The following is a 19,521-nucleotide window of genomic DNA, read 5'->3' on the forward strand; positions in this document are numbered from 1 at the left end:
GTTGCATCTCAGCGGGCCGAGTTCGCCTGCTCCAGCACATGCGAATAGAAATCCATCGTCTTTACCGCAATTGACTCCCAGGAGAAGTGCTCCTCTACCCGACGCCGGCCAGCCAAGCCCATCTGCTTAGCACGCTGCGGATCTGCCACCATATCCGCTAATGCATGACCCAAATCCGCTTCAAACTTCTCCGGATCTAACGGGGTACCCGTCCCGTCCTGCTTTTGTTCAATGGGAACCAGCGTGCCCGTCACACCATCATCAATACAGTCAGGAATACCGCCAGTAGCCGTACCTACCACCGGCAAATTCACCGCCATCGCTTCCAAATTCACGATACCGAGCGGTTCATACACCGACGGGGTAACAAAGGTCGTAGAACACGCCTCCAAAGCCAAAATCTGCTTATGCGATAGATGCTCGTCAATCCAAACCACACCTTCGCGACCAGCCTGCAAATCACTGACCAATCCCCGAGTTTCTTCAAGAATCTGCGGAGTATCCGGCGCTCCCGCACAGAGAATCACCTGCACATCGCGCGGCACATAATGCAAAGCTCGCAACAGATGCGGTACCCCTTTTTGCCGGGTGATACGACCGACGAACATAATCGTCGGCACATCTGGATCCAACCCAAAGGAGCGGAAGTAATCGCGTGCTGCCTGCCATTGCTCATCCGTTTGCGGCGCTTTCCACTGCACAAGATCAATACCGTTGTGGATAACCCGAACGCGCTGCGGATCGACCTGCGGATAGGCCCGCAAAATATCATCGCGCATCCCATGTGAAACTGCGACGATACCGTCTGCCGCCTCGTATGCCGTCTTTTCAATCCACGATGACACGGCATAGCCGCCCCCGAGCTGTTCGCGTTTCCACGGGCGCAAAGGTTCCAAAGAATGAGCGGAAATCACATGCGGGATCCCATGCAAAAGATGCGAAATATGCCCAGCCATATTGGCATACCAAGTATGCGAATGGACGATATCTGCCCCCGCCGTCTTATCTGCCATCAGCAAATCCACCCCGAGGGTCGCCAGCGTCGCATTCGACTGCGCCAATTGCGGCAGATCAGAATAACCATGCACCCAGCTATCGTTTCCCTCGCGTGGCCCATCAAAGGCATGGACCTGCACATCGGCATGCCGCGCCAAGACTTTTGCCAGCTCTGTCACGTGAACACCAGCACCCCCATACACATGCGGCGGGTACTCGCGGGTGAGCAGATCGACTCTCATGATGGTCCTTTCTTCAAAATGGCAACCGTTATACCTACACCTTAACCCGCTTTGCGTCTCGAATTTGACGAAAGACACATATTTAATCGCTAAAACAGTTAGGCTAATTTTATGAGATCGAATCCACGTGTACTTGCAATCGTCCTGGCCGGCGGTGAAGGTAAGCGCCTGATGCCCCTCACCCAGGATCGCGCCAAACCAGCAGTGCCTTTCGGAGGCACTTACCGCCTTATCGACTTTTCTTTGTCGAACATCGTCAACTCCGGCTACCTCAAAGTTGTGGTGTTGACCCAGTACAAGTCCCATTCCCTTGATCGCCATATCTCGAAAACCTGGCGCATGTCCTCACTGTTAGGTAACTACGTCTCACCCGTACCAGCCCAGCAGCGCGTATCAAAGTCATGGTTCTCTGGATCTGCCGACGCAATCTTCCAATCCCTCAACATTTTGGATGACGAACGCCCGGACATCGTGCTCATCACCGGAGCGGATAACATCTACCGGATGGACTTTTCGCAGATGGTCCAACAGCACATCGACGAAGGCGTGTCTATGACGATTTCGGGGATTCGCCAGCCGAAATCCCTATCAACATCCTTCGGAGTGATCGCGACCGACCCCAACAACCAAAAACGCGTCGTGGAATTCCTTGAAAAGCCAAGCGAATGTGAAGGGCTACCAGACTCTCCCGAGGAGATTCTGGCCTCAATGGGGAACTACGTTATCAGTGCTGATCAGCTCTACGAAGCTCTCCATGAAGACGCCGTCAATCCGGCCTCCAAGCACGATATGGGCGGCGATATCGTCCCGATGTTCGTCAACAACGGCGACTGCGGAGTGTATGACTTCACCTTCAATGACGTCCCCGGATCTACCGACCGCGATCGGAATTACTGGCGAGACGTCGGTACAATCGACATGTTCCACGAGGCCAACATCGACTTGATCTCAGTCAATCCGATCTTCAACCTCTACAACGATAAATGGCCGCTATACACCGGATACACCGGATTACCGCCGGCAAAATTCGTGCATGGCTACCATCAGCGTATCGGGCACGCCCTAGACTCCATCATCTCCCCCGGCGTCATTGTTTCCGGCGGTGAGGTCATCGGTTCGGTGCTTTCCCCCAATGTCCGCGTGAACTCGTGGTCCTCTGTGCGTGACTCGGTCCTCTTTGACGGAGTCAACGTCGGACGCAATGCCACCGTCTCACGGGCAATCGTCGATAAATACGTACAAATCGACGAGGGAGCGCAGCTCGGTATCGATCATGACCACGATCGCGCTCGCGGGTTCTACGTATCTGAAGCCGGAATTGTGGTCGTGCCAAAGGGTATGCGCGTTACCCGCGACTAACCGAACTGAGCCGTCGCCTAACCGACGTCGCTATGGCGCAGATCTGCACCAGCTAATAACAACGAGGTATCAACACGTGATCTTTCGGTTCTCCCTGGTAGCAGATCATCCCATCCCGCACACATTAATAGCGCATGTGCGGAGGTTGCTTGCTAGGGCAGCAAGCAACCTCCGCGAGCGTCCAGTTCGCGCCCATGATTTAGATGCGTACACCTGGTGTGGCGAGCTGGTTGGCAGTGCGCAAATTGATCGGGCATATCCGTCAGATATTATGCCCGATCTAACCGAACTCACCCGCCCTGCTCAATCCAGCAATTCACATTCTTCGACTGACCTATCTGCACCTCATTTTCCTTCAATGGCCCCACCTGCTGCTAGGTCCTGTGTTTGTGATAATTCCACCGCTATTCATTCTTTCGATCCCGATGCCCTCACCGACGAGAGCATTGCCCCTGCCAATAGCTGTTCCCCGTCATCTGCCACCGATCTTTACGTTCAGCTACGTGCCCTATCACAATGCGCTAACGTCAATTGCGCATGGCTCAGTGGCGAACTCGCCCAATACGGTCCACGAGCCATCATCACCGACGTCGATGCCACATTTATCACTACCGAAGTCATCGAAATGCTGGCACAACACGCAGGCAGCTACGAACTCGTACAAGACATCACCCGACAAGCCATGTCTGGCGAGATGGATTTCCGGCAGTCCCTCAATGCCCGAGTGGCAACGCTCAGCGGATTACCACGTCAGGTATTCGACGATATACTTCACGATATTCGCCCCACATCCGGCGCTGACCAGTTAGTTCACGCCGTCCACCAACGCGACGGCTACTTTGGTTTAGTCTCTGGCGGATTTGATGAAATTGTTGGTCCGCTGGCACAACGCTTCCAGATTGACGCTTTCCTTGCTAACCATCTCGAGATACACCAAGGCAAACTAACCGGAAGAGTTACCGGCCCCGTCGTCGATGCCGAAGCCAAAGTTGCCGCTCTCCTCCGATGGTGTTCCCACTGGGGTATCCGCCCCGAACAGGTGGTATGCGTCGGAGATGGAGCAAATGATCTGCCAATGATGGCCGCCGCAGGAGCCGGCATCGCCTTTTGCGGAAAACCCCTCGTCACTCGCTACGCCGACGCTGCAGTAAATATCCCCCGCCTTGACGCAGTTGCTGCCCTCCTTGGCTGGGATCTCTCTGATGATGACTAATTCCTAACGCTCAATAGCTGCTAGGCTGGCATCCCCCTACGAATCTCCCTACCCGTGCACCGACAACCCGCAGATCATCGCACTCAAATATCGCACAGGTGGCCGTAGAAAAACCACGCCCTAACACCATATTTCGCGGAGCGTTCCCCGCCTTTGCGCTTCGCTGTTGGCGCGCATCCCCGTCGGCCAAAACCGCACAATCACCGGAACCGACCTGCCCACAATCCCCGTGATCTGACGAGGATTGGCGAGACTCCAGCGCCACGCCACCACTCATTGCGTTACTGGCCGTATCCGCATCCGCCACCACGCCATCCCAGGTAGCGAAAGCAGCGGCAGACATCGTTGGCTCATGACCGATAACCAGCATAGTAGCTGCCTGTGGATTGGCAAGAACATGGGCATAATCGCATACCGCCTGCCAAACATCTGCCACACCCCCACCATAAAGCTGCGAAAGATAGTACACCTCAGCCCCCGAACAACCAGCAGCATGTAACTGGCGATACGTCTCCTGGGTGCGCTGCGCATCCGAAACTAATACGCAATCAATCGGCCCATACTCAGCCAACTGAATTGCCACCTGTCGAGCCTGCCGCCGACCAATATCCGTCAACCCTCGACCATGATCGTTCCATCCATGCGTAGCTTGTGCATGGCGCATAAACATCAGGCGTGCCATGAGCTCATCCTAAGCTAGGCAGATCAGCTCCTGGTAATCTTCCGACCACAAATCCTCATCACCATCGGGAAGCAACAGCACTCGATCCGGATTCAAGGCACGTACCGCACCCTCATCATGCGTTACCAGCACCACCGCACCCGTATATCGGCGCAACGCCCCTAAAATTTTCTCTCGTGAAGCCGGATCAAGGTTATTCGTCGGCTCATCAAGTAACAACACGTTCGCCGCAGAAACCACGAGCGTTGCTAAAGCCAATCGCGTCTTTTCCCCGCCGGATAACACCCCCGCGGGTTTATCCACATCGTCACCAGTAAACAGAAACGAGCCCAGCACAGTGCGAACACCCGTATCATCCAAAGTATCAGGAGCAGCCCGACGCATATTCTCCATAACGGTTGCCTGCGGATCAATAAATTCGTGCTCCTGGGCATAGTACCCAAGTTTCAAACCGTGCCCCTGGTGGACAACCCCCGCATCTGGTGACTCCACCCCAGAAAGCAGACGCAAGAGCGTTGTTTTTCCGGCACCATTCAACCCAAGCACCACAACCCGAGAGCCGCGATCAATAGCGAGATCCACCCCAGCAAAAACCTCCAAAGACCCATAGGTCTTCGTTAATCCCTCAGCGCTAAGTGGTAACTTTCCACAGGGAGCCGGATCCGGAAAACGCAATTGAGCAATGCGCTCCTGCGTTCGATCCTCCTCCGTCTGCGCTAACAGACGTTCTGCCCGCCGATCCATATTCTGCGCCGCAACAGCTTTCGTAGCTTTATAACGCATTTTTTCTGCTTGAGCGTGTAACGCCGCCGCTTTCTTTTCCGCATTAGCACGCTCTCGGCGACGCCGACGCTCATCCGCATCACGCTGAAGTAAATAGCGCTCCCAATTCATCGAATAAATGTCAATTGTGTGCCGAATCGCATCGAAATACCACACCGTATTAACCGTCTCGCGCAATAGCTCCACATCATGAGAGACGATAACGCAGCCACCGGAATAACTGCGCAGCCATTCTCGCAACCACACGATTGAATCGTGATCCAAATGATTAGTCGGTTCATCTAGCAGCAGCGTTTGCGCGCCAGAAAACAGGACTCGCGCTAATTCAATTCGTCGCCGTTGCCCACCGGAAAGTGTTCCCAACTCTTGGTCAAGGACGCGCTCAGGTAACCCCAAAGCTGCCGTAATACGCGCCGCCTCCGCATGAGCTGCCCAGCCACCGGCTGCAGTGAACTCAGCATCGAGGCGAACATAGCGTTCCATCGCTTTATTTTGCTTAGGGCCAGTAAGATTCGACATCTCCCACTCAGCACGTTTAATGCGTCGAATCATCTGTTCGATACCACGGGCAGAAAGCACTCGTTCCCGAGCAATCTGCTGGGCGTCGGTCGCCCGAGGATCTTGTGGTAAATACCCGATAGTGTCACGACGATGAATTTGCCCGTCATATTCCACGACGTTATGTGCATTATCCTCGCGAGCAAACAGCCTGAGCAAGGTCGTCTTGCCTGCCCCATTGCGCCCAACCAAACCAATGCGTTTGCCACGATCAACGGTGAGCGTCACCGGATCTAAAAGCACTCGAGGGCCAATACGCATCTGAAAGTCTTGGGCGTGAATCACGCCCTATAGTGTAGCCGACAAAATACTCCTGTGCGTTCTCCTATCTGCGAAGATTCCGCTATATTTGCTGTACTTGCTTCCGATATGGTGAAAGGCATCGAGTAATGACCTTCAATGACAATGCTTCGTTAAACACATCTGGAGTTCGCCGCGGCGGTCGTGGGGCGGCCATCGGTGGCGGGCTGGGTGGTTTCGGATTAATCGGTGCGGTGCTGTACTTCATGCTCACCGGCCAAATTCCCGACTTTGGCCAATCCTATGAAGCTCCCGTTAATGCCCATGAAACTCCGCTATCGGAAATGTGCCGGACGGGTGCTGACGCCAATCACAACGTAGAGTGCCGCATGGTGGCCGGAATGAACTCCATCAACAACTTTTGGAATCAGCAACTCCCCCAAGAAACTGGCACCTCGAATCGGCAGCCAGAACTTGTGTTATACAGCGGATCGGTGCAAACCGCCTGCGGGCTTGGCACCTCCCAAACTGGGCCTTTCTTCTGTGGCGGCGATGATTCTATCTATATTGATGTTGCCTTCTTCGATCAGCTCAACCAGATGGGTGCGCGCAATGAAGAGCTTGCTCAACTCTATATTTTGGCCCACGAATATGGTCATCACATCCAACTCATGACCGGCATCTTGCAACGTATCGATCATCATTCCTCTGGTGAAGATTCCTCAATGGTTCGCTCCGAACTACAGGCCGATTGCCTTGCCGGAGCATGGATTCACAATGCGTCGCACACCGTTGATGAGCACGGCAATCAACTTATGAAAGCACCGACGGCCCAAGAGCTACAGGACGCACTTGCCGCAGCACAAGCCGTCGGAGATGATCGCATATACGAATCCGCAGGTATGCAAGCCAATCCGGATAACTTCTCACATGGATCCGCAGAAAAACGTATGGAGTGGCTCACCCGCGGAATGGAAAACGGCACCTTTGCCGCGTGTAACACCTGGGACGTCGCACACCCCTAAAATTATGCGCTACCAACCGGCAGTTACATGGGTATGCTTTCCCCCTCCCCAAAATAAGAAGCGCACAGCCCCGCGCCTGCCAAAATATCTCAGTAGCCAGGCGCGCATCAGCGAGATAGCTCCATGCGTATCACGCGATACATACACGTGTGGGCAGCAAGCCTAACATTGCTGCCCACACTGTGCTTAGACGTTGAACCCTAAAGCACGTAGCTGATCGCGCCCATCGTCCGTAATTCGCTCTGGCCCCCACGGTGGCAACCACACCCAGTTAATTCGGAAGTCGTCAGCCAAACCGGCAACCGCATGGCGAGCCTGTTCTTCGATAACGTCTGTCAAAGGGCACGCGGCAGAGGTTAACGTCATATCGGCGACGACCGTCCCGTCCTCAATCGTCACGCCATAAAGCAAACCCAAATCAACGATATTAATGCCAAGTTCTGGATCAATAACATCCCGCAAGGCTTCTTCAATATCAGCCACATTCGGGCTAGACACTGGCTGGGTCATTCCTCACTCCTTTCGGTGGATAGATTTATAGTACAAAGATCGTCAAGCGCCTGATCGGTCGCATCCCGCAATGCCATCCACCCTAATAGCGCACATTTAATTCGCATAGGGAACTTCGATACGCCATGAAAAGCACTCGCATCGGCCAAGAAATCTGCATCATGGTCACACAATGGCGCACCTTGGCTATCCATCATGGTACGGAATACCTCGTAGAGCTGCGCAAACTCCTCAAGGGTTTTCCCTTCCACAAGTTCCGTCATAATCGAAATTGACGCCTGAGAAATCGAACAGCCAGAACCATCCCAGCCAATCTGAGCAATTTTTCCATCCACAATTTTGACGTCCAGGGTCACTTGATCGCCGCACGTCGGATTCATCTGAAAGGATTCCCCATCCGGATCAGAAAGTCGCCCTTCTCCATAACGCTGCTGGGAAGCATCCAGAATGATCTCTTGATACATCTGTTCCATCTGGCTCATGATATTCCTCCTTCCCGAATAAAGAACGGTCGAACCGTCTCCAACGCGGATATAAATCTATCGACATCAGCCTCATTATTGTATGGGCCAAAAGAGAGCCGACACGAAGCCGTCACCCCGAAATGCTGATGAATCGGCTGCGCACAGTGATGCCCCACTCGAATCGCAATTCCACGCGCATCGAGAAGCTGACTGACATCATGCGGATGTACTGCGTCAACCACAAAGGAAATGACACCGACTCGCTCACTGCTATCAGTTGGCCCAAGAATACGCACACCCGGGATATTCTCCATCGCCGCCAATGCGCGCTGCGTTAAATGGACCTCGTGGGCGGCAATCGTATCCATGCCGATCCGCCCTAAATACTCTGCTGCCGCACCCATCGCCACAGCTTGAACCACAGGCTGAGTTCCAGCCTCAAAACGTGCCGGCACATCCGCATAGGTTGTGCGCTCCATTGTTACGAGTTGCACCATCGAACCGCCGACTAAAAACGGCGGCAAGATCTCCAATAGTTCACGGCGCCCATACAGCGCACCGATCCCCGTCGGGCCTAACATTTTATGCCCGGAAAAAGCTGCGAAATCCACGCCCAATTCCGCAAAATTCACAGGAATATGCGGCACCGATTGGCAGGCGTCCAAAACAGTTAATGCCCCCACCTCACGGGCCAGCGCGACCAGTTGTGCCACTGGAGAAACTGCCCCAGTCACATTAGAAATATGGGTCATGGCAACAACTTTTGTGTGCTCATCAATCACACCAGGACGGACCACCACACGGCCAGCTGCATCCAAATCAAACCAGCGAAGCTCCGCGCCAGTGCGGTAACACAGCTCCTGCCACGGCAACAGATTCGCATGATGTTCTGCTCGGGTGACGACGATATTGTCCCCCTGGCCGATCCGTCGGCAATCCTGCGCCGCAGTTATCTTTTCCCGCCGGCTGCGCCCACCGCGCACCACGCTCTGACCGCGCCCCCGCGAGAGGTTATCGAGGATATATGCCACCGAGTTCAGCGCTTCAGTAGAGTTTTTCGTCCATAAAATCTCATCAGGGCGGGCACCAACAAAATCGGCGACGCGCTGTCGCGCCTGCTCAAACGCCAGGGTCGCTTTCCCTGCCAGCTCATGCGCACCTCGTTTTACTGCACCATTTGCCTGAGCTATATGCTCATTCATCACATCAATGACGTACTGAGGCATCTGGGAGGTCGCCCCAGAATCGAGGTACACCAGCCGTTCCCCACTCTGCATGGTCATATCCAGAATGGGGAAATCGGCTCGCGGTGCAGGACTAAACATTTATTTATGCCGTTGCATTCTCGTAGCGCTCGTAACCTTCTGCTTCAAGACGATCTGCCAGCTCGGGCCCGCCTGATTCGGCGACCTTCCCGGCAACAAAGACATGCACATGATCCGGCTTGATGTATTTCAAGATACGCGTGTAATGGGTGATGAGCATAATGCCGTTGCCATTCGTCTCATGAACCCGATTGACCCCTTCAGATACTAACCGTAAAGCATCTACGTCCAGGCCGGAATCCGTTTCATCAAGGACGGCAAACTTCGGCTTAAGCAGTTCCATCTGCAGCACCTCTAGGCGCTTCTTCTCGCCACCAGAGAAACCGACGTTGACATCACGTTGCGCCCAGTCCTGCTCAACCTTGAAGTTCTTCATCGTCTCGTTCAGGTCCTTGACCCATTCCCGCAACTTAGGAGCGGTTCCATCAATCGCGGCCTTCGCCGAACGCAAGAAGTTCGTAACCGTCACACCCTGAACTTCAACGGGATACTGCATTGCTAAGAACAGTCCAGCCTTAGCACGCTCATCCGGCGATAGTTCAACAATATCCTCGCCATCAAGCAGGATCTGACCATCAGTGATCTCGTAGTCAGGATGACCAGCAATTGCATACGCCAATGTGGACTTTCCCGAGCCATTTGGCCCCATGATGGCGTGGATCTCGCCATGTTCGATTGTCAGATTCACGCCCTTAAGAATCTCCTTAGGACCTTCCGGCGTTTCGACTGACACGTGCAGATTCTTAATTTCCAAAGTAGACACGGTGTTTTTCTTTCTGTAATAGCTTCAAATATCAGGATGACGAAGAGAACGTGACGAGGATGCGATCATCGTCCACGCGAACTGGATAGGTAGGAACGGGTGAAGATGCCGGCGGATTGAGCGGTTGACCAGTCTCCACATTAAAGACCGACCCATGACGGCTACATTCCACCCCGCCATCTTCTACTTCACCGCATGAGAGCTTGACGCGCCCGTGCGAGCACCGATCCTCCAAGGCGTACCAGCGATCGTCGGCTGTTCGCACAATAGCCACTGCCACCGGCTGGCCCGCAACATCGACCGTAAAACCAGCTACAGTGCCGCAAGCAACATCATGAACCGAACATACCTGGACCTCAGTCATCAGCATGCCCCATCGTCAAATCCAGTTCCTTTTCAATGGAATCCATTAACGTCTTTTGTACTGATTCGACGCCAATTTGGTTGATGAGTTCCGCGAAGAATCCCCGAACCACCAAACGACGGGCTTGATCTTCTGGGATGCCGCGAGAACGCAAATAGAACAACTGCTCGTCATCGAAGCGACCCGTCGCGGAGGCATGCCCGGCTCCTTCAATTTCACCCGTCTCAATTTCCAGATTCGGGACGGAATCAGCGCGTGCCCCCTCAGTAAGGACCAAATTGCGATTCAGCTCGTAGGTATCTGTACCCTCCGCATGCGGGCGGATAAGCACGTCACCAATCCATACGGAGTGCGCGTCCTTTCCTTGAAGTGCGCCCTTATACGTGGCATTCGAGGTACAGTTCGGCTGATTGTGGTCCATGAACAGCCGGTTTTCAATGTGCTGCCCTTCGTCCACAAAGTATGCGCCCAACAGATTGACGTCGCCGCCTTCCCCGCGGAAATCGGCTGCCGTCGTCACCCGGATGAGATCGCCACCCAAGGAAACCACAATGTGTTTAACCTGCGCATCCTTGGAAACCTGCATACGATTCGAGGAGGTGTGTACCGCGTCGTCATCCCAGTTTTGGATTGTGACGAACGTCAGGTGTGCACCCTCACCCACTGAGATTTCGATACCTTCCGCAAGCTGCGCCGACCCGCGATGATCCAAAACGATAGTGGCCTGAGCGTTTGCCTGCACGTCAAAGAATATATGCAGCGGAGCAACCTGCGTGCGGTCCGTTCCAGTTACCGTGAGCGTCAGCTCCTCAGCCAATACGGCATCACGCGGAATGGTCACCACATACGCATGAGTGAAACTGTTCCATGACAGCGCGCCAACCCGATCTTCTGGCGCCAAAACGGTACCTAAGCGCTGATCCTCCCGCGAAACCTGCTCAACATATTGCGGATGAGAGGCCCTCACGCTCGGAGCAGTACCAGGGGCCTCCGATGCAAAGAATGCCGACATCCGCTCTAGCGGCGTAAAGCGCCATTCTTCTTCCGTTCCTTGCGGAACCGGATAATCCGCAAGCTCAAAGGACAAAGGGCGATCTGCCCGACTCGAAACAGGTTGTGAATTCATCGTCATTAGCCGACAGATCCTTCCATTTGAAGTGCGATAAGGCGGTTGAGCTCCAAAGCGTATTCCATCGGTAGCTCGCGCGCGATGGGCTCCACGAAACCGCGCACAATCATCGCCATTGCTTCCGTCTCTTCAATACCGCGGCTCATGAGGTAAAACAACTGATCGGCAGAGACTTTCGAAACGGTCGCCTCGTGCCCCATTTCCACGTCATCAACTCGAACGTCAACGTAGGGGTAGGTATCGGAACGAGAAATTTGATCGACGAGAAGCGCGTCGCACAGTACATTCGACTTCGAGTGGGCCGCATTCTCATTGACTTGGACTAGCCCACGGTAGGAGGCACGCCCACCAGATCGAGCCACCGATTTAGAAACGATAGACGAGTGGGTGTGCGGCGCCATGTGCACCATCTTCGAGCCGGTGTCCTGATGCTGACCTTCTCCAGCAAAGGCAATAGATAGCGTCTCTCCTCGAGCGTGGGGACCCATAAGATAGACCGCTGGATACTTCATCGTCACTTTCGATCCGATATTTCCATCGATCCATTCCATTGTGCCGCCCTCATCGACGATTGCCCGCTTAGTGACGAGGTTGTACACATTATTGGACCAGTTCTGAATGGTCGTGTATCGCACGGTGGCGTCTTTCTTAACAAAGATTTCCACCACTGCCGCATGCAAGGAATCTGAGGAATAAATCGGTGCCGTGCATCCTTCGACGTAATGTACCGACGAGCCTTCGTCAGCAATAATAAGGGTCCGCTCAAATTGCCCCATATTCTCCGTGTTAATCCGGAAATAGGCTTGCAAGGGGATCTCAACATGAACGCCCTTCGGGACGTAAATAAACGATCCGCCGGACCACACCGCAGAATTCAATGCGGCGAACTTGTTATCCCCAATAGGGATGGCTGTACCGAAGTACTCTTCAAAGATTTCCGGGTGTTCCTTCAATCCGGTATCGGTATCGAGGAAGATCACGCCTTGAGCTTCGAGATCTTCCCGGATCTTGTGGTAGACCACCTCAGATTCGTACTGAGCCGCAACACCGGCAACTAGACGCTGTTTTTCCGCTTCCGGAATACCTAAGCGGTCATACGTATTCTTGATTTCCGACGGCAGATCTTCCCAAGAATTAGCCATCTGCTCAGTAGAGCGCACAAAATACTTGATCTGGTCAAAGTCGATCTCCGATAGATCGGCTCCCCAGGTCGGCATAGGACGACGTTCAAATAAGGCCAGTGCTTTCAGACGCTTATTGAGCATCCACTCCGGTTCGCTCTTCAGTTCTGAGATCCGACGCACGACCTCTTCATTCAAACCCCGCTGGGCTTGTGCCGCAGCGGGATCCTCGTCATGCCAGCCATATTGGTAATGACCAATCGAGGCAATGGTCTCTTCCTGTGTTAGACCTTCGTTCATACCCGGTGCTGTTTGGGTCATCACTTTCCTTCCAAGGCGCCACGGGAACGTGGCGGTATTGCAGCGCCCTCGACAGAGTGCGCAGTGTTACGCGATCGATGTCGCAAGTTTCGCGGAAGCCCGAGCGGGACGTTCGTTGTACATACATGCCCACCATTGGCTAAGGTTGACAGCCGTTGAATAGGTACGCCGAGCAACCGTGCGAAAGCCTCCGTTTCGGCTTCGCAGAGTAAGGGGTATTCCTGGGCGATCTGATGGATCGGGCAGTGCCCCTGACAAATCTGGATAGCGAGAGCATTTGGACCACCGCGACGCAATGTTGCGACGTATCCATCACGATTGAGCGCGTCGGTCAGTGCTGCGGCTCGTTCGGCTGGAGTTGATCCCATAGAATCCAGAATCGGCCCATAGGTTGCCTCTAGTGCCTCGGCACGTGCCTGGATGAAGCGTTCTAGGCCTTCCTCCCCCATCGCGTCTCGCACGAAGCCTAATGCGTTTGACGCCAAGACGGAATATCCATGCCCTAACTGGCTTTGACCTTCAGCAGTTGCCACGTATTGACGTGAAGGGCGACCGCGACGAATCGGCCCTTTCGCTGGCCCGTCATATTCATCAATATACGCATTCTTGACGAGGACACCGAGATGTCGCCGGACTGCCGCTGGCGTCAGAACAAGGATTTTCGCGAGCTCTCCGGCGGTGATTGGCCCCCGCTCTACAATGAGCCGCAAGATCTGCTCATACGTCCCTTCGTCGCTCGACATCTCATCACCTCCGACTTAGGCAAAATCTATGTTGCTTTAATCAGTGTAGCAAGTTGATAGCCCCTGCGCCTCACTACAACTGGCGGGATCTCGCACAAGGCCTACTGATTAATAGGTCAGCACACTCTCAGCACAACACATTTTAATTGGAATCATTACAAATGAATCCTGCTAGCGCTCAGGAAAACACCGTCATCTGCTCCCAAAACTGACTACTATCAGCATATCTTTTTCATATTTTATTGGTGACGGACACCACCACGCCGTGCCTCCTGCCGACACGCAGAGAGCCGTCAGCGCCTGTACCCATCCACAATCCGAACCACCCAGCTCACTAGCTGTAGCGGCTGAGCCTCAGGCAGCAACCGCCTCAGTATGACTCTCTTACCCGTCAAGTTCACCCGTCACGTCAACACATCCAGCCAGACCGCGCTGTAGGGCAATACTTGCGGCAAGCACACCAGCTACCAGAGTTGGACTCCTAAGATCTGCAGCCATTACCGCCTCAAGCACCTGAGCGAGATTAACCCACTGCTGAGTCATCTCCGCTTCCTCTGCTTCCCGAACAAAGGACACCTCACACGGTTCCACATCAAAAGCGAGATACACCTGAAGATCCTCATTGGAACATCCCGGAGAAGTAACGAAAGCGACGGAACGATACCAGCGAGCCGCGCGATAACTCGTTTCCTCAGCGAGCTCGCGCGCCGCTGTACACACCGGATGTTCGCCCGCAATATCCTGCAAACCGGCTGGGATCTCCCACATTATCCGTTGTGGCGCATGGCGATACTGCCGGATAAGAAGAATCTCCCACATAGACGGATCGCGCTCATCTCGCTGTGCGTGCCCGCCTGGCAAGGTAACCGGCCGCAAGGCCACAATAGCTACTGCATCGTCATGATCCATCCACTGCCGCACTGCCGTATCGCCGGAAGCAAACCGGATCTCGTCATGGTAAATATCGAAAATCGCCCCGTGATATACCTGGTGACGCTCGCACACCACAACATGATCTAGGGCTGATTCATCGCGCAATGTCATGCCTGTTAGTCTATCGCGCTACCCCGTAACAGTGATATTGCACTTCTATCCCGACGTAACACCAGCACTGCCGCACCAATAATAATGAGCGCTCCGGCAAAAGCCCCCATAATCGCAGACGTTACCGTGCCACCAGCTAGCGTTAATATCTGATCGCTCACCCACCACGCAATCACACTAGCCACGATAACCACAGGAATTACCCGCGTTACTAGCCTGGCTACCCCAGCTAATGCCGCCTTGCCAAGCTGCCTGTACAGATGCCATAACATTGCGGCTGCCCCTAGGGTCATTCCCACCGATAAGGCGCCTCCCAGCCCAATGAGCACCGGAACCCGCCCGTGAATATGCGCAATATGAACAATTAGACCACCCAGCACGACGCTGAGCCATCCGATCGTATTGGCAATAACAACTCGTCGCGGCGCATGCGCCGCATAACACACTCGCGCCCCGTGATAGAGCAAACAGTATCCCAGCAATGCGGGAGCCATCGCACGCAAGGCAGTATCTAGCCCTAACATCGGCTGCCCCAGCTCAATCACAACTTGCGCAGGCTTGGCCAAAGCAAAGAGCAATCCCGCAGCCGTTATTCCCGCAATCAGTATCAACCGAGTAGAACGCGCCGTCAGCTCCGCCATACGCTGCACATCTGAACAGCGCGCAATTCGCGGAAAAACCACCGTCGCAATAGGAACGGCCAGCACTGCATACGGCACGAGAAACACCGCAAAAGCGTAATTCCATACAGCGTATGCCCCCGTCCCGCCATTAGCATTCGCCGTCACCATCATCACCACAATGGCAATCTGTTGGGCCATAATCGCGGCCAGGCCAGCGCCCGCAAGATGAATCGTTGCGCGCCCCGCTCCCTCAGGAAAACTCAAGGTCGGTCGCAAACAAACAAAGCGGCGCACCACGATCCACTGTGGTAGCGCAAAAAGCACGACACCACCCGTCGTTCCCCACCCTAATAACGCCACCTGCGACCAGGATAAATCAGCCGGATCAATAAACGTCGGAGCACATAAGGAATAGCCGATAAAAGTTGCTGTTACCGCGCATGATGACAGCAGCGGGCATAACGCCGGAAGCAGGAAATGCTGATAGGTATGGGATATGCCAGTGAAAACGACGGACAGCCCGTACAGCGGAATCTGCACAGCAAATACCCGCAAAAGATTCGTCGCTAACTGGTGAACACTCGGATCAGCGGCCGGAATAACTACTGAAATTATTGGTGCGGCAGCCACGGCGACAATCACAGCCAGAGGAATACCCGCGAGCAGCACCCAGGTTGCCATCGCTGAAGCAGCCCGATTCAGTCGCTGCTGCGACTCTGATTCATCCCCCATATAATGAGTCGGATGAGCGAGATAGCGCGACAAGACCGGAATAACAGCTCCGGCAAGAGCACCCCCAGCAGCCACCTCAAATAGCACATTCGGCACGGTATTGGCCGTATCGTATGCGGTGGCAACCAGCGAATCCGACATAGCCCAAGATTGAGCGAGTTTACGCAGCAGACCAAAAAACCGCGAAAGCAAGGTCAAAGCCGAAACGATGCCTGCCGCTCCGATCACGACCTTACGCATAGCGAGCTACCGCCCAAGCATGTCGAATTCCCGCAAAACGGGAGTCGATTCAATCAACTGAGAAAAAGACACCCGCTCTGCAGCAACGTTGACTCCTAACAAGACAGCTAAGGTCACGCAACGCACTGGCAGGGAACTGCGGGTCCATCCCATTCCTAGCTGCGCCCCAAGCACATTCGCCCCTAAATCGCCAAGCATGGTCCGTCCGAGGAGGTCTTCACCAATCCCTGCCGCCGCTGCCACCGCAGTATCCCGACCAACCTGCCCTCCCGTGGGCACACCAAGCAAAATAGCAACTTTGCGTGCGCGCCCCGGGCGCAGATCAAGAAGATTAAACGTATTAGCACTCAGCGCAATAATGGCGGTATTAACCAGCCCAGAGGCAAATCGAACGCGAAGATCACGTGCTCCGTTAGGCCTATTTGAGCCAGATAGACCACAGACCTCCAGCCAGGCAGCACTCATCATTGCCCCCGTGCCAATAATCGCAATCTTCGCCGCTCCCGAACTAAGCTGACCTCGGCGAAGTGCCCCGAGGTGCCCCCGAAACCCTTTACCATGCGCCGGAAAGCGATCCTCACAATGGTCGTCAATATACCCTGCCAAACCGGCACTCCCCGTCGCTAACAAACACGCAGCGCGGTATCTCGGCTGAGCAAAACTGCCCGCACAATTGGCAGCAGTCACGCCGGCAAGTAAATCAAGCCCACCGCTTAAACAGACCTGTTTACCGGAATACGACTTCCGTTTCCAGCTCGTTAAATCACGACGATCACATACGGCACGGGCAATCCGTGAGCCAAGAACACCAGCGAGAGCGGGGATCATGAGCCACTCGTTGCCGGATTCTCTGCCGTCGGCGCCGGAGCAGGCGCGGGAGCTGGCTGCGGCTCTGGTTGTTTATCTGCCGGCTGTGGCGCTGCCTTCACTAAGGGGCGAGGAGCGATGACGTCCTGCGCGCTACCATCAAAGCCAACGTGCACAACTGAGTTATTGAGCTCAGCCTGTACCGCGAGGACACAGTTGATAGCGCCAATTGCAGATTCGATGGTATCCACTGTCGAAACATCAGCATTGGATTCATTCAACGACCGGACGATATCTCCATCGTTTTGCATCGGACCAGCGATAACCGTCGGCCCATGATTGCTTAACTCAGCACTGAGCGCGGTAAAAGTTGTCGCATCGTATTCCGCCTGGGCCTTTTCATCTGCGTCAAGGCTGCTCCCATTTGGCTTAACAGAAGCAGTAAGAACAACCACCGCATCCGACTTTGCTTCTAACCCATCAATGGAGAGCATCGGCGAATCCGTGCCAGTCATCAATCCTGCGAGCGTTTCATTGGCGTTGCGCCCGCCACGGGCAAGCTGATCTAACGCCAGGGCTAAAATCGTATTGGTATCGGAGACGTTTGCGGCACTCGTGACGTAGGACTTGATTTGGTCGGCAAAAGAAGAACGGAATGTCGTCTGTCGTGCTAGCGTCCAGGATTCTTGCACATTCGCTTTGCCGGTCACGGTAGCTCCCGCCTCAGACAACCGATCAGATACGGCAGTGATGACGGAATCGTTCACCCCTGGCAATACCACAATCGCCACGGCACGACCTTTTAACACGTCATTCATCAGCTCCGGTGCTAACTCGTCAAATACCCGATCATGGGCCTCATTAACGGATTGCAGTTCAGCATTCGTCGCCTTGAGCTTCTCATTATTTACCCGCAGATCGCTGACCTGACCTTGTAGCACATTGCCGATAGAATTTTGCAACGGGCCAGCCCCGAGAATCACACCGATCGCCAACGCAAAAAAGACGGAGATCAGAGAAACTAAGTGATATCGAAAATCAACCACAGTGTGCCCACCTAAAACAGATTCTTGAACCAGAAGACGAAATCTGACCACCACACGTGAAGCAGATCGAAAGTAATTCGACCAACCTGTGTAGCAGCTAACGCAGCAATAATTGCCGTCAAACCCGCCACCAACAACAGTGCAATTTGCCAGTTAGAAATGCGAGAGCGATACAAGCGCGATACGCCCTTCGCATCGACAAGTTTTGACCCGACAGCTAGCCGCGTCAGGAACGTCGAAGCCATCCCGCGTCGGCCTTTATCTAAGAAATCCATCAGGTTCGAGTGTGTACCTACTGCCACAATCATCGATGCGCCTTTCGCATCGGCTAGCAGCATAGCAATATCTTCCGAGGTTCCCGTCGCCGGGAAAATATGGTGCTCTACGCCGAGATCCTCCACGCGTTTACGCCCCGGGGCGGCCCCATCTCGATATGCATGGATCACAACCTCCGCTCCCGAACGCAGAGCGTCATCCGAAACCGAATCCATATCGCCAATCACCATGTCGAGATCGTATCCGGCCTCTAAAATTGCGTCGGCGCCTCCGTCCACCCCAATCATTAAGGGGCGATATTCGCGAATATACGGGCGCAGGGTATCCAGATCTTCTTTATATCGATACCCGCGAACAACGACGAGCGCATGGCGACCCTCAAAACGGGTTGAGACATCTGGCATACCAGAGCCATCAAGAATCAGCCCCTGTTCCCGTTCTAAGTACTCCATCGTATTGTTGGCAAAGGCCTTAAGTTGCACTGCCATTCCGGTCCGAGCAGCCTCCTGATCTCGGGCAACGGTTTGCGCAGTTTGAACTTGCCCATGAGAGATCAACGAATCGCCACTGTAGACTTCTCCCTCCGGAGTAACTCGTATCTCCCTGCCATCGCGCAAATCCATGATTTCCGAGCCAAGGTTATCAATGAGTGGAATGCCTGCCTCTACCAGAATTTGCGGGCCAAGGTTGGGATAGCGCCCCGACGTGGACTGGGCAGCGTTTAGAACTGCCGCGGGGCGACGCTCCACAAGCCCCTCTGCAGCAATACGATCCATGTCCTCGTGATCGATAACGGCAATATCGCCCGCTTGGAGACGCTTAACAAGATGCTTGGTGCGAGAACCTATCCGCGCTGTGCCACGCAGATCGCCGGTTGCCGGTTCGTCGCTTTTACGCCTACGAATGAATGCCATT

General features: G+C 54.3%; 19 protein-coding genes. 3 read left to right on the forward strand and 16 right to left on the reverse strand.

The features are described from left to right. Positions 1–8: 8 nt before the first annotated feature. On the reverse strand, positions 9–1,238 hold the full coding sequence (gene glgA, locus ACLHIL_RS02660) for a glycogen synthase (protein ID WP_411296403.1): 1,230 nt from the start codon (positions 1,236–1,238) through the stop codon (positions 9–11). A gap of 111 nt (positions 1,239–1,349) precedes the next feature. On the opposite strand from glgA, the gene glgC reads away from it, so the two are divergent. Next, positions 1,350–2,597 carry a glucose-1-phosphate adenylyltransferase gene (glgC, locus tag ACLHIL_RS02665; RefSeq protein ID WP_411296404.1) on the forward strand — a complete coding sequence of 416 codons (1,248 nt, stop codon included), beginning with the start codon at positions 1,350–1,352 and terminating at the stop codon, positions 2,595–2,597. A 76-nt stretch (positions 2,598–2,673) separates the two neighbouring features. Next, positions 2,674–3,810: a phosphoserine phosphatase SerB gene (gene serB / locus ACLHIL_RS02670; protein WP_411296405.1), complete on the forward strand. Its 1,137-nt coding sequence runs from the start codon at positions 2,674–2,676 to the stop codon at positions 3,808–3,810. Positions 3,811–3,820: 10 nt separating this feature from the next. On the opposite strand, the gene ACLHIL_RS02675 is transcribed toward serB, so the two are convergent. Together ACLHIL_RS02675 and ACLHIL_RS02680 are read right to left on the reverse strand one after the other, a co-directional pair. Beyond that, the gene (locus ACLHIL_RS02675) at positions 3,821–4,492 is read right to left on the reverse strand and encodes a SixA phosphatase family protein (RefSeq protein WP_411296406.1); all 672 of its coding nucleotides are present in this window, start codon (positions 4,490–4,492) and stop codon (positions 3,821–3,823) included. Between the two features lie 9 nt (positions 4,493–4,501). After that, complete coding sequence (locus ACLHIL_RS02680; protein WP_411296407.1) at positions 4,502–6,118, reverse strand: ABC-F family ATP-binding cassette domain-containing protein; 1,617 nt, start codon at positions 6,116–6,118, stop codon at positions 4,502–4,504. A 104-nt stretch (positions 6,119–6,222) separates the two neighbouring features. On the opposite strand from ACLHIL_RS02680, the gene ACLHIL_RS02685 reads away from it, so the two are divergent. Continuing rightward, positions 6,223–7,098: a neutral zinc metallopeptidase gene (locus ACLHIL_RS02685; RefSeq protein WP_411296408.1), complete on the forward strand. Its 876-nt coding sequence runs from the start codon at positions 6,223–6,225 to the stop codon at positions 7,096–7,098. 186 nt (positions 7,099–7,284) lie between these two features. Here ACLHIL_RS02685 and ACLHIL_RS02690 read toward each other — a convergent pair whose 3' ends face one another. The 13 genes from ACLHIL_RS02690 to steA form a co-directional block, all read right to left on the reverse strand. Then, positions 7,285–7,608: a metal-sulfur cluster assembly factor gene (locus ACLHIL_RS02690; RefSeq protein WP_411296409.1), complete on the reverse strand. Its 324-nt coding sequence runs from the start codon at positions 7,606–7,608 to the stop codon at positions 7,285–7,287. Continuing rightward, on the reverse strand, positions 7,605–8,090 hold the full coding sequence (gene sufU, locus ACLHIL_RS02695) for a Fe-S cluster assembly sulfur transfer protein SufU (RefSeq protein WP_411296410.1): 486 nt from the start codon (positions 8,088–8,090) through the stop codon (positions 7,605–7,607). Before sufU ends, ACLHIL_RS02690 begins: the two co-directional genes overlap by 4 nt. After that, a complete protein-coding gene (locus ACLHIL_RS02700; protein WP_411296411.1) occupies positions 8,087–9,397 on the reverse strand; it encodes an aminotransferase class V-fold PLP-dependent enzyme in 1,311 nt (436 codons plus the stop codon). Before ACLHIL_RS02700 ends, sufU begins: the two co-directional genes overlap by 4 nt. A gap of 4 nt (positions 9,398–9,401) precedes the next feature. Then, positions 9,402–10,160, reverse strand: coding sequence for a Fe-S cluster assembly ATPase SufC (sufC, locus tag ACLHIL_RS02705; RefSeq protein ID WP_411296412.1), 759 nt, complete (start codon positions 10,158–10,160; stop codon positions 9,402–9,404). A gap of 31 nt (positions 10,161–10,191) precedes the next feature. Then, positions 10,192–10,524, reverse strand: a complete 333-nt coding sequence (locus ACLHIL_RS02710; protein WP_411296413.1) for a Rieske (2Fe-2S) protein — start codon at positions 10,522–10,524, stop codon at positions 10,192–10,194. After that, complete coding sequence (gene sufD / locus ACLHIL_RS02715; RefSeq protein WP_411296414.1) at positions 10,517–11,656, reverse strand: Fe-S cluster assembly protein SufD; 1,140 nt, start codon at positions 11,654–11,656, stop codon at positions 10,517–10,519. Before sufD ends, ACLHIL_RS02710 begins: the two co-directional genes overlap by 8 nt. After that, positions 11,656–13,095 carry a Fe-S cluster assembly protein SufB gene (sufB, locus tag ACLHIL_RS02720; protein ID WP_411296415.1) on the reverse strand — a complete coding sequence of 480 codons (1,440 nt, stop codon included), beginning with the start codon at positions 13,093–13,095 and terminating at the stop codon, positions 11,656–11,658. The genes sufD and sufB overlap by 1 nt, the downstream gene beginning before the upstream one ends. Then, on the reverse strand, positions 13,095–13,838 hold the full coding sequence (locus ACLHIL_RS02725) for a helix-turn-helix transcriptional regulator (RefSeq protein ID WP_411296416.1): 744 nt from the start codon (positions 13,836–13,838) through the stop codon (positions 13,095–13,097). The genes sufB and ACLHIL_RS02725 overlap by 1 nt, the downstream gene beginning before the upstream one ends. Before the next feature lie 384 nt (positions 13,839–14,222). Beyond that, positions 14,223–14,882: an NUDIX domain-containing protein gene (locus ACLHIL_RS02730; protein WP_411296417.1), complete on the reverse strand. Its 660-nt coding sequence runs from the start codon at positions 14,880–14,882 to the stop codon at positions 14,223–14,225. Between the two features lie 5 nt (positions 14,883–14,887). Next, a complete protein-coding gene (gene murJ, locus ACLHIL_RS02735) occupies positions 14,888–16,477 on the reverse strand; it encodes a murein biosynthesis integral membrane protein MurJ (protein ID WP_411296418.1) in 1,590 nt (529 codons plus the stop codon). Between the two features lie 6 nt (positions 16,478–16,483). Beyond that, complete coding sequence (locus ACLHIL_RS02740) at positions 16,484–17,305, reverse strand: hypothetical protein (protein ID WP_411296419.1); 822 nt, start codon at positions 17,303–17,305, stop codon at positions 16,484–16,486. After that, positions 17,302–18,330 (reverse strand): copper transporter, encoded by a 1,029-nt coding sequence (locus ACLHIL_RS02745; protein WP_411296420.1) that lies wholly within the window; start codon positions 18,328–18,330, stop codon positions 17,302–17,304. The genes ACLHIL_RS02740 and ACLHIL_RS02745 overlap by 4 nt, the downstream gene beginning before the upstream one ends. 11 nt (positions 18,331–18,341) lie before the next feature. Then, positions 18,342–19,520 carry a putative cytokinetic ring protein SteA gene (steA, locus tag ACLHIL_RS02750; RefSeq protein ID WP_411296421.1) on the reverse strand — a complete coding sequence of 393 codons (1,179 nt, stop codon included), beginning with the start codon at positions 19,518–19,520 and terminating at the stop codon, positions 18,342–18,344. Position 19,521: the final 1 nt, after the last annotated feature.

It is taken from the genome of Trueperella sp. LYQ143 (assembly GCF_046599595.1).
GTDB lineage: Bacteria > Actinomycetota > Actinomycetes > Actinomycetales > Actinomycetaceae > Trueperella.

Bases quoted from the DNA above. Each gene is read 5' to 3' on its own strand.
- glgA (WP_411296403.1), bottom strand. From the start codon at position 1,238: ATGAGAGTCGATCTGCTCACCCGCGAGTACCCGCCGCATGTGTATGGG.
- glgC (WP_411296404.1), top strand. From the start codon at position 1,350: ATGAGATCGAATCCACGTGTACTTGCAATCGTCCTGGCCGGCGGTGAA.
- ACLHIL_RS02675 (WP_411296406.1), bottom strand. From the start codon at position 4,492: ATGGCACGCCTGATGTTTATGCGCCATGCACAAGCTACGCATGGATGG.
- ACLHIL_RS02685 (WP_411296408.1), top strand. From the start codon at position 6,223: ATGACCTTCAATGACAATGCTTCGTTAAACACATCTGGAGTTCGCCGC.
- ACLHIL_RS02690 (WP_411296409.1), bottom strand. From the start codon at position 7,608: ATGACCCAGCCAGTGTCTAGCCCGAATGTGGCTGATATTGAAGAAGCC.
- sufU (WP_411296410.1), bottom strand. From the start codon at position 8,090: ATGAGCCAGATGGAACAGATGTATCAAGAGATCATTCTGGATGCTTCC.
- ACLHIL_RS02700 (WP_411296411.1), bottom strand. From the start codon at position 9,397: ATGTTTAGTCCTGCACCGCGAGCCGATTTCCCCATTCTGGATATGACC.
- ACLHIL_RS02710 (WP_411296413.1), bottom strand. From the start codon at position 10,524: ATGACTGAGGTCCAGGTATGTTCGGTTCATGATGTTGCTTGCGGCACT.
- sufD (WP_411296414.1), bottom strand. From the start codon at position 11,656: ATGACGATGAATTCACAACCTGTTTCGAGTCGGGCAGATCGCCCTTTG.
- sufB (WP_411296415.1), bottom strand. From the start codon at position 13,095: ATGACCCAAACAGCACCGGGTATGAACGAAGGTCTAACACAGGAAGAG.
- ACLHIL_RS02725 (WP_411296416.1), bottom strand. From the start codon at position 13,838: ATGTCGAGCGACGAAGGGACGTATGAGCAGATCTTGCGGCTCATTGTA.
- ACLHIL_RS02730 (WP_411296417.1), bottom strand. From the start codon at position 14,882: ATGACATTGCGCGATGAATCAGCCCTAGATCATGTTGTGGTGTGCGAG.
- murJ (WP_411296418.1), bottom strand. From the start codon at position 16,477: ATGCGTAAGGTCGTGATCGGAGCGGCAGGCATCGTTTCGGCTTTGACC.
- ACLHIL_RS02740 (WP_411296419.1), bottom strand. From the start codon at position 17,305: ATGATCCCCGCTCTCGCTGGTGTTCTTGGCTCACGGATTGCCCGTGCC.
- steA (WP_411296421.1), bottom strand. From the start codon at position 19,520: ATGGCATTCATTCGTAGGCGTAAAAGCGACGAACCGGCAACCGGCGAT.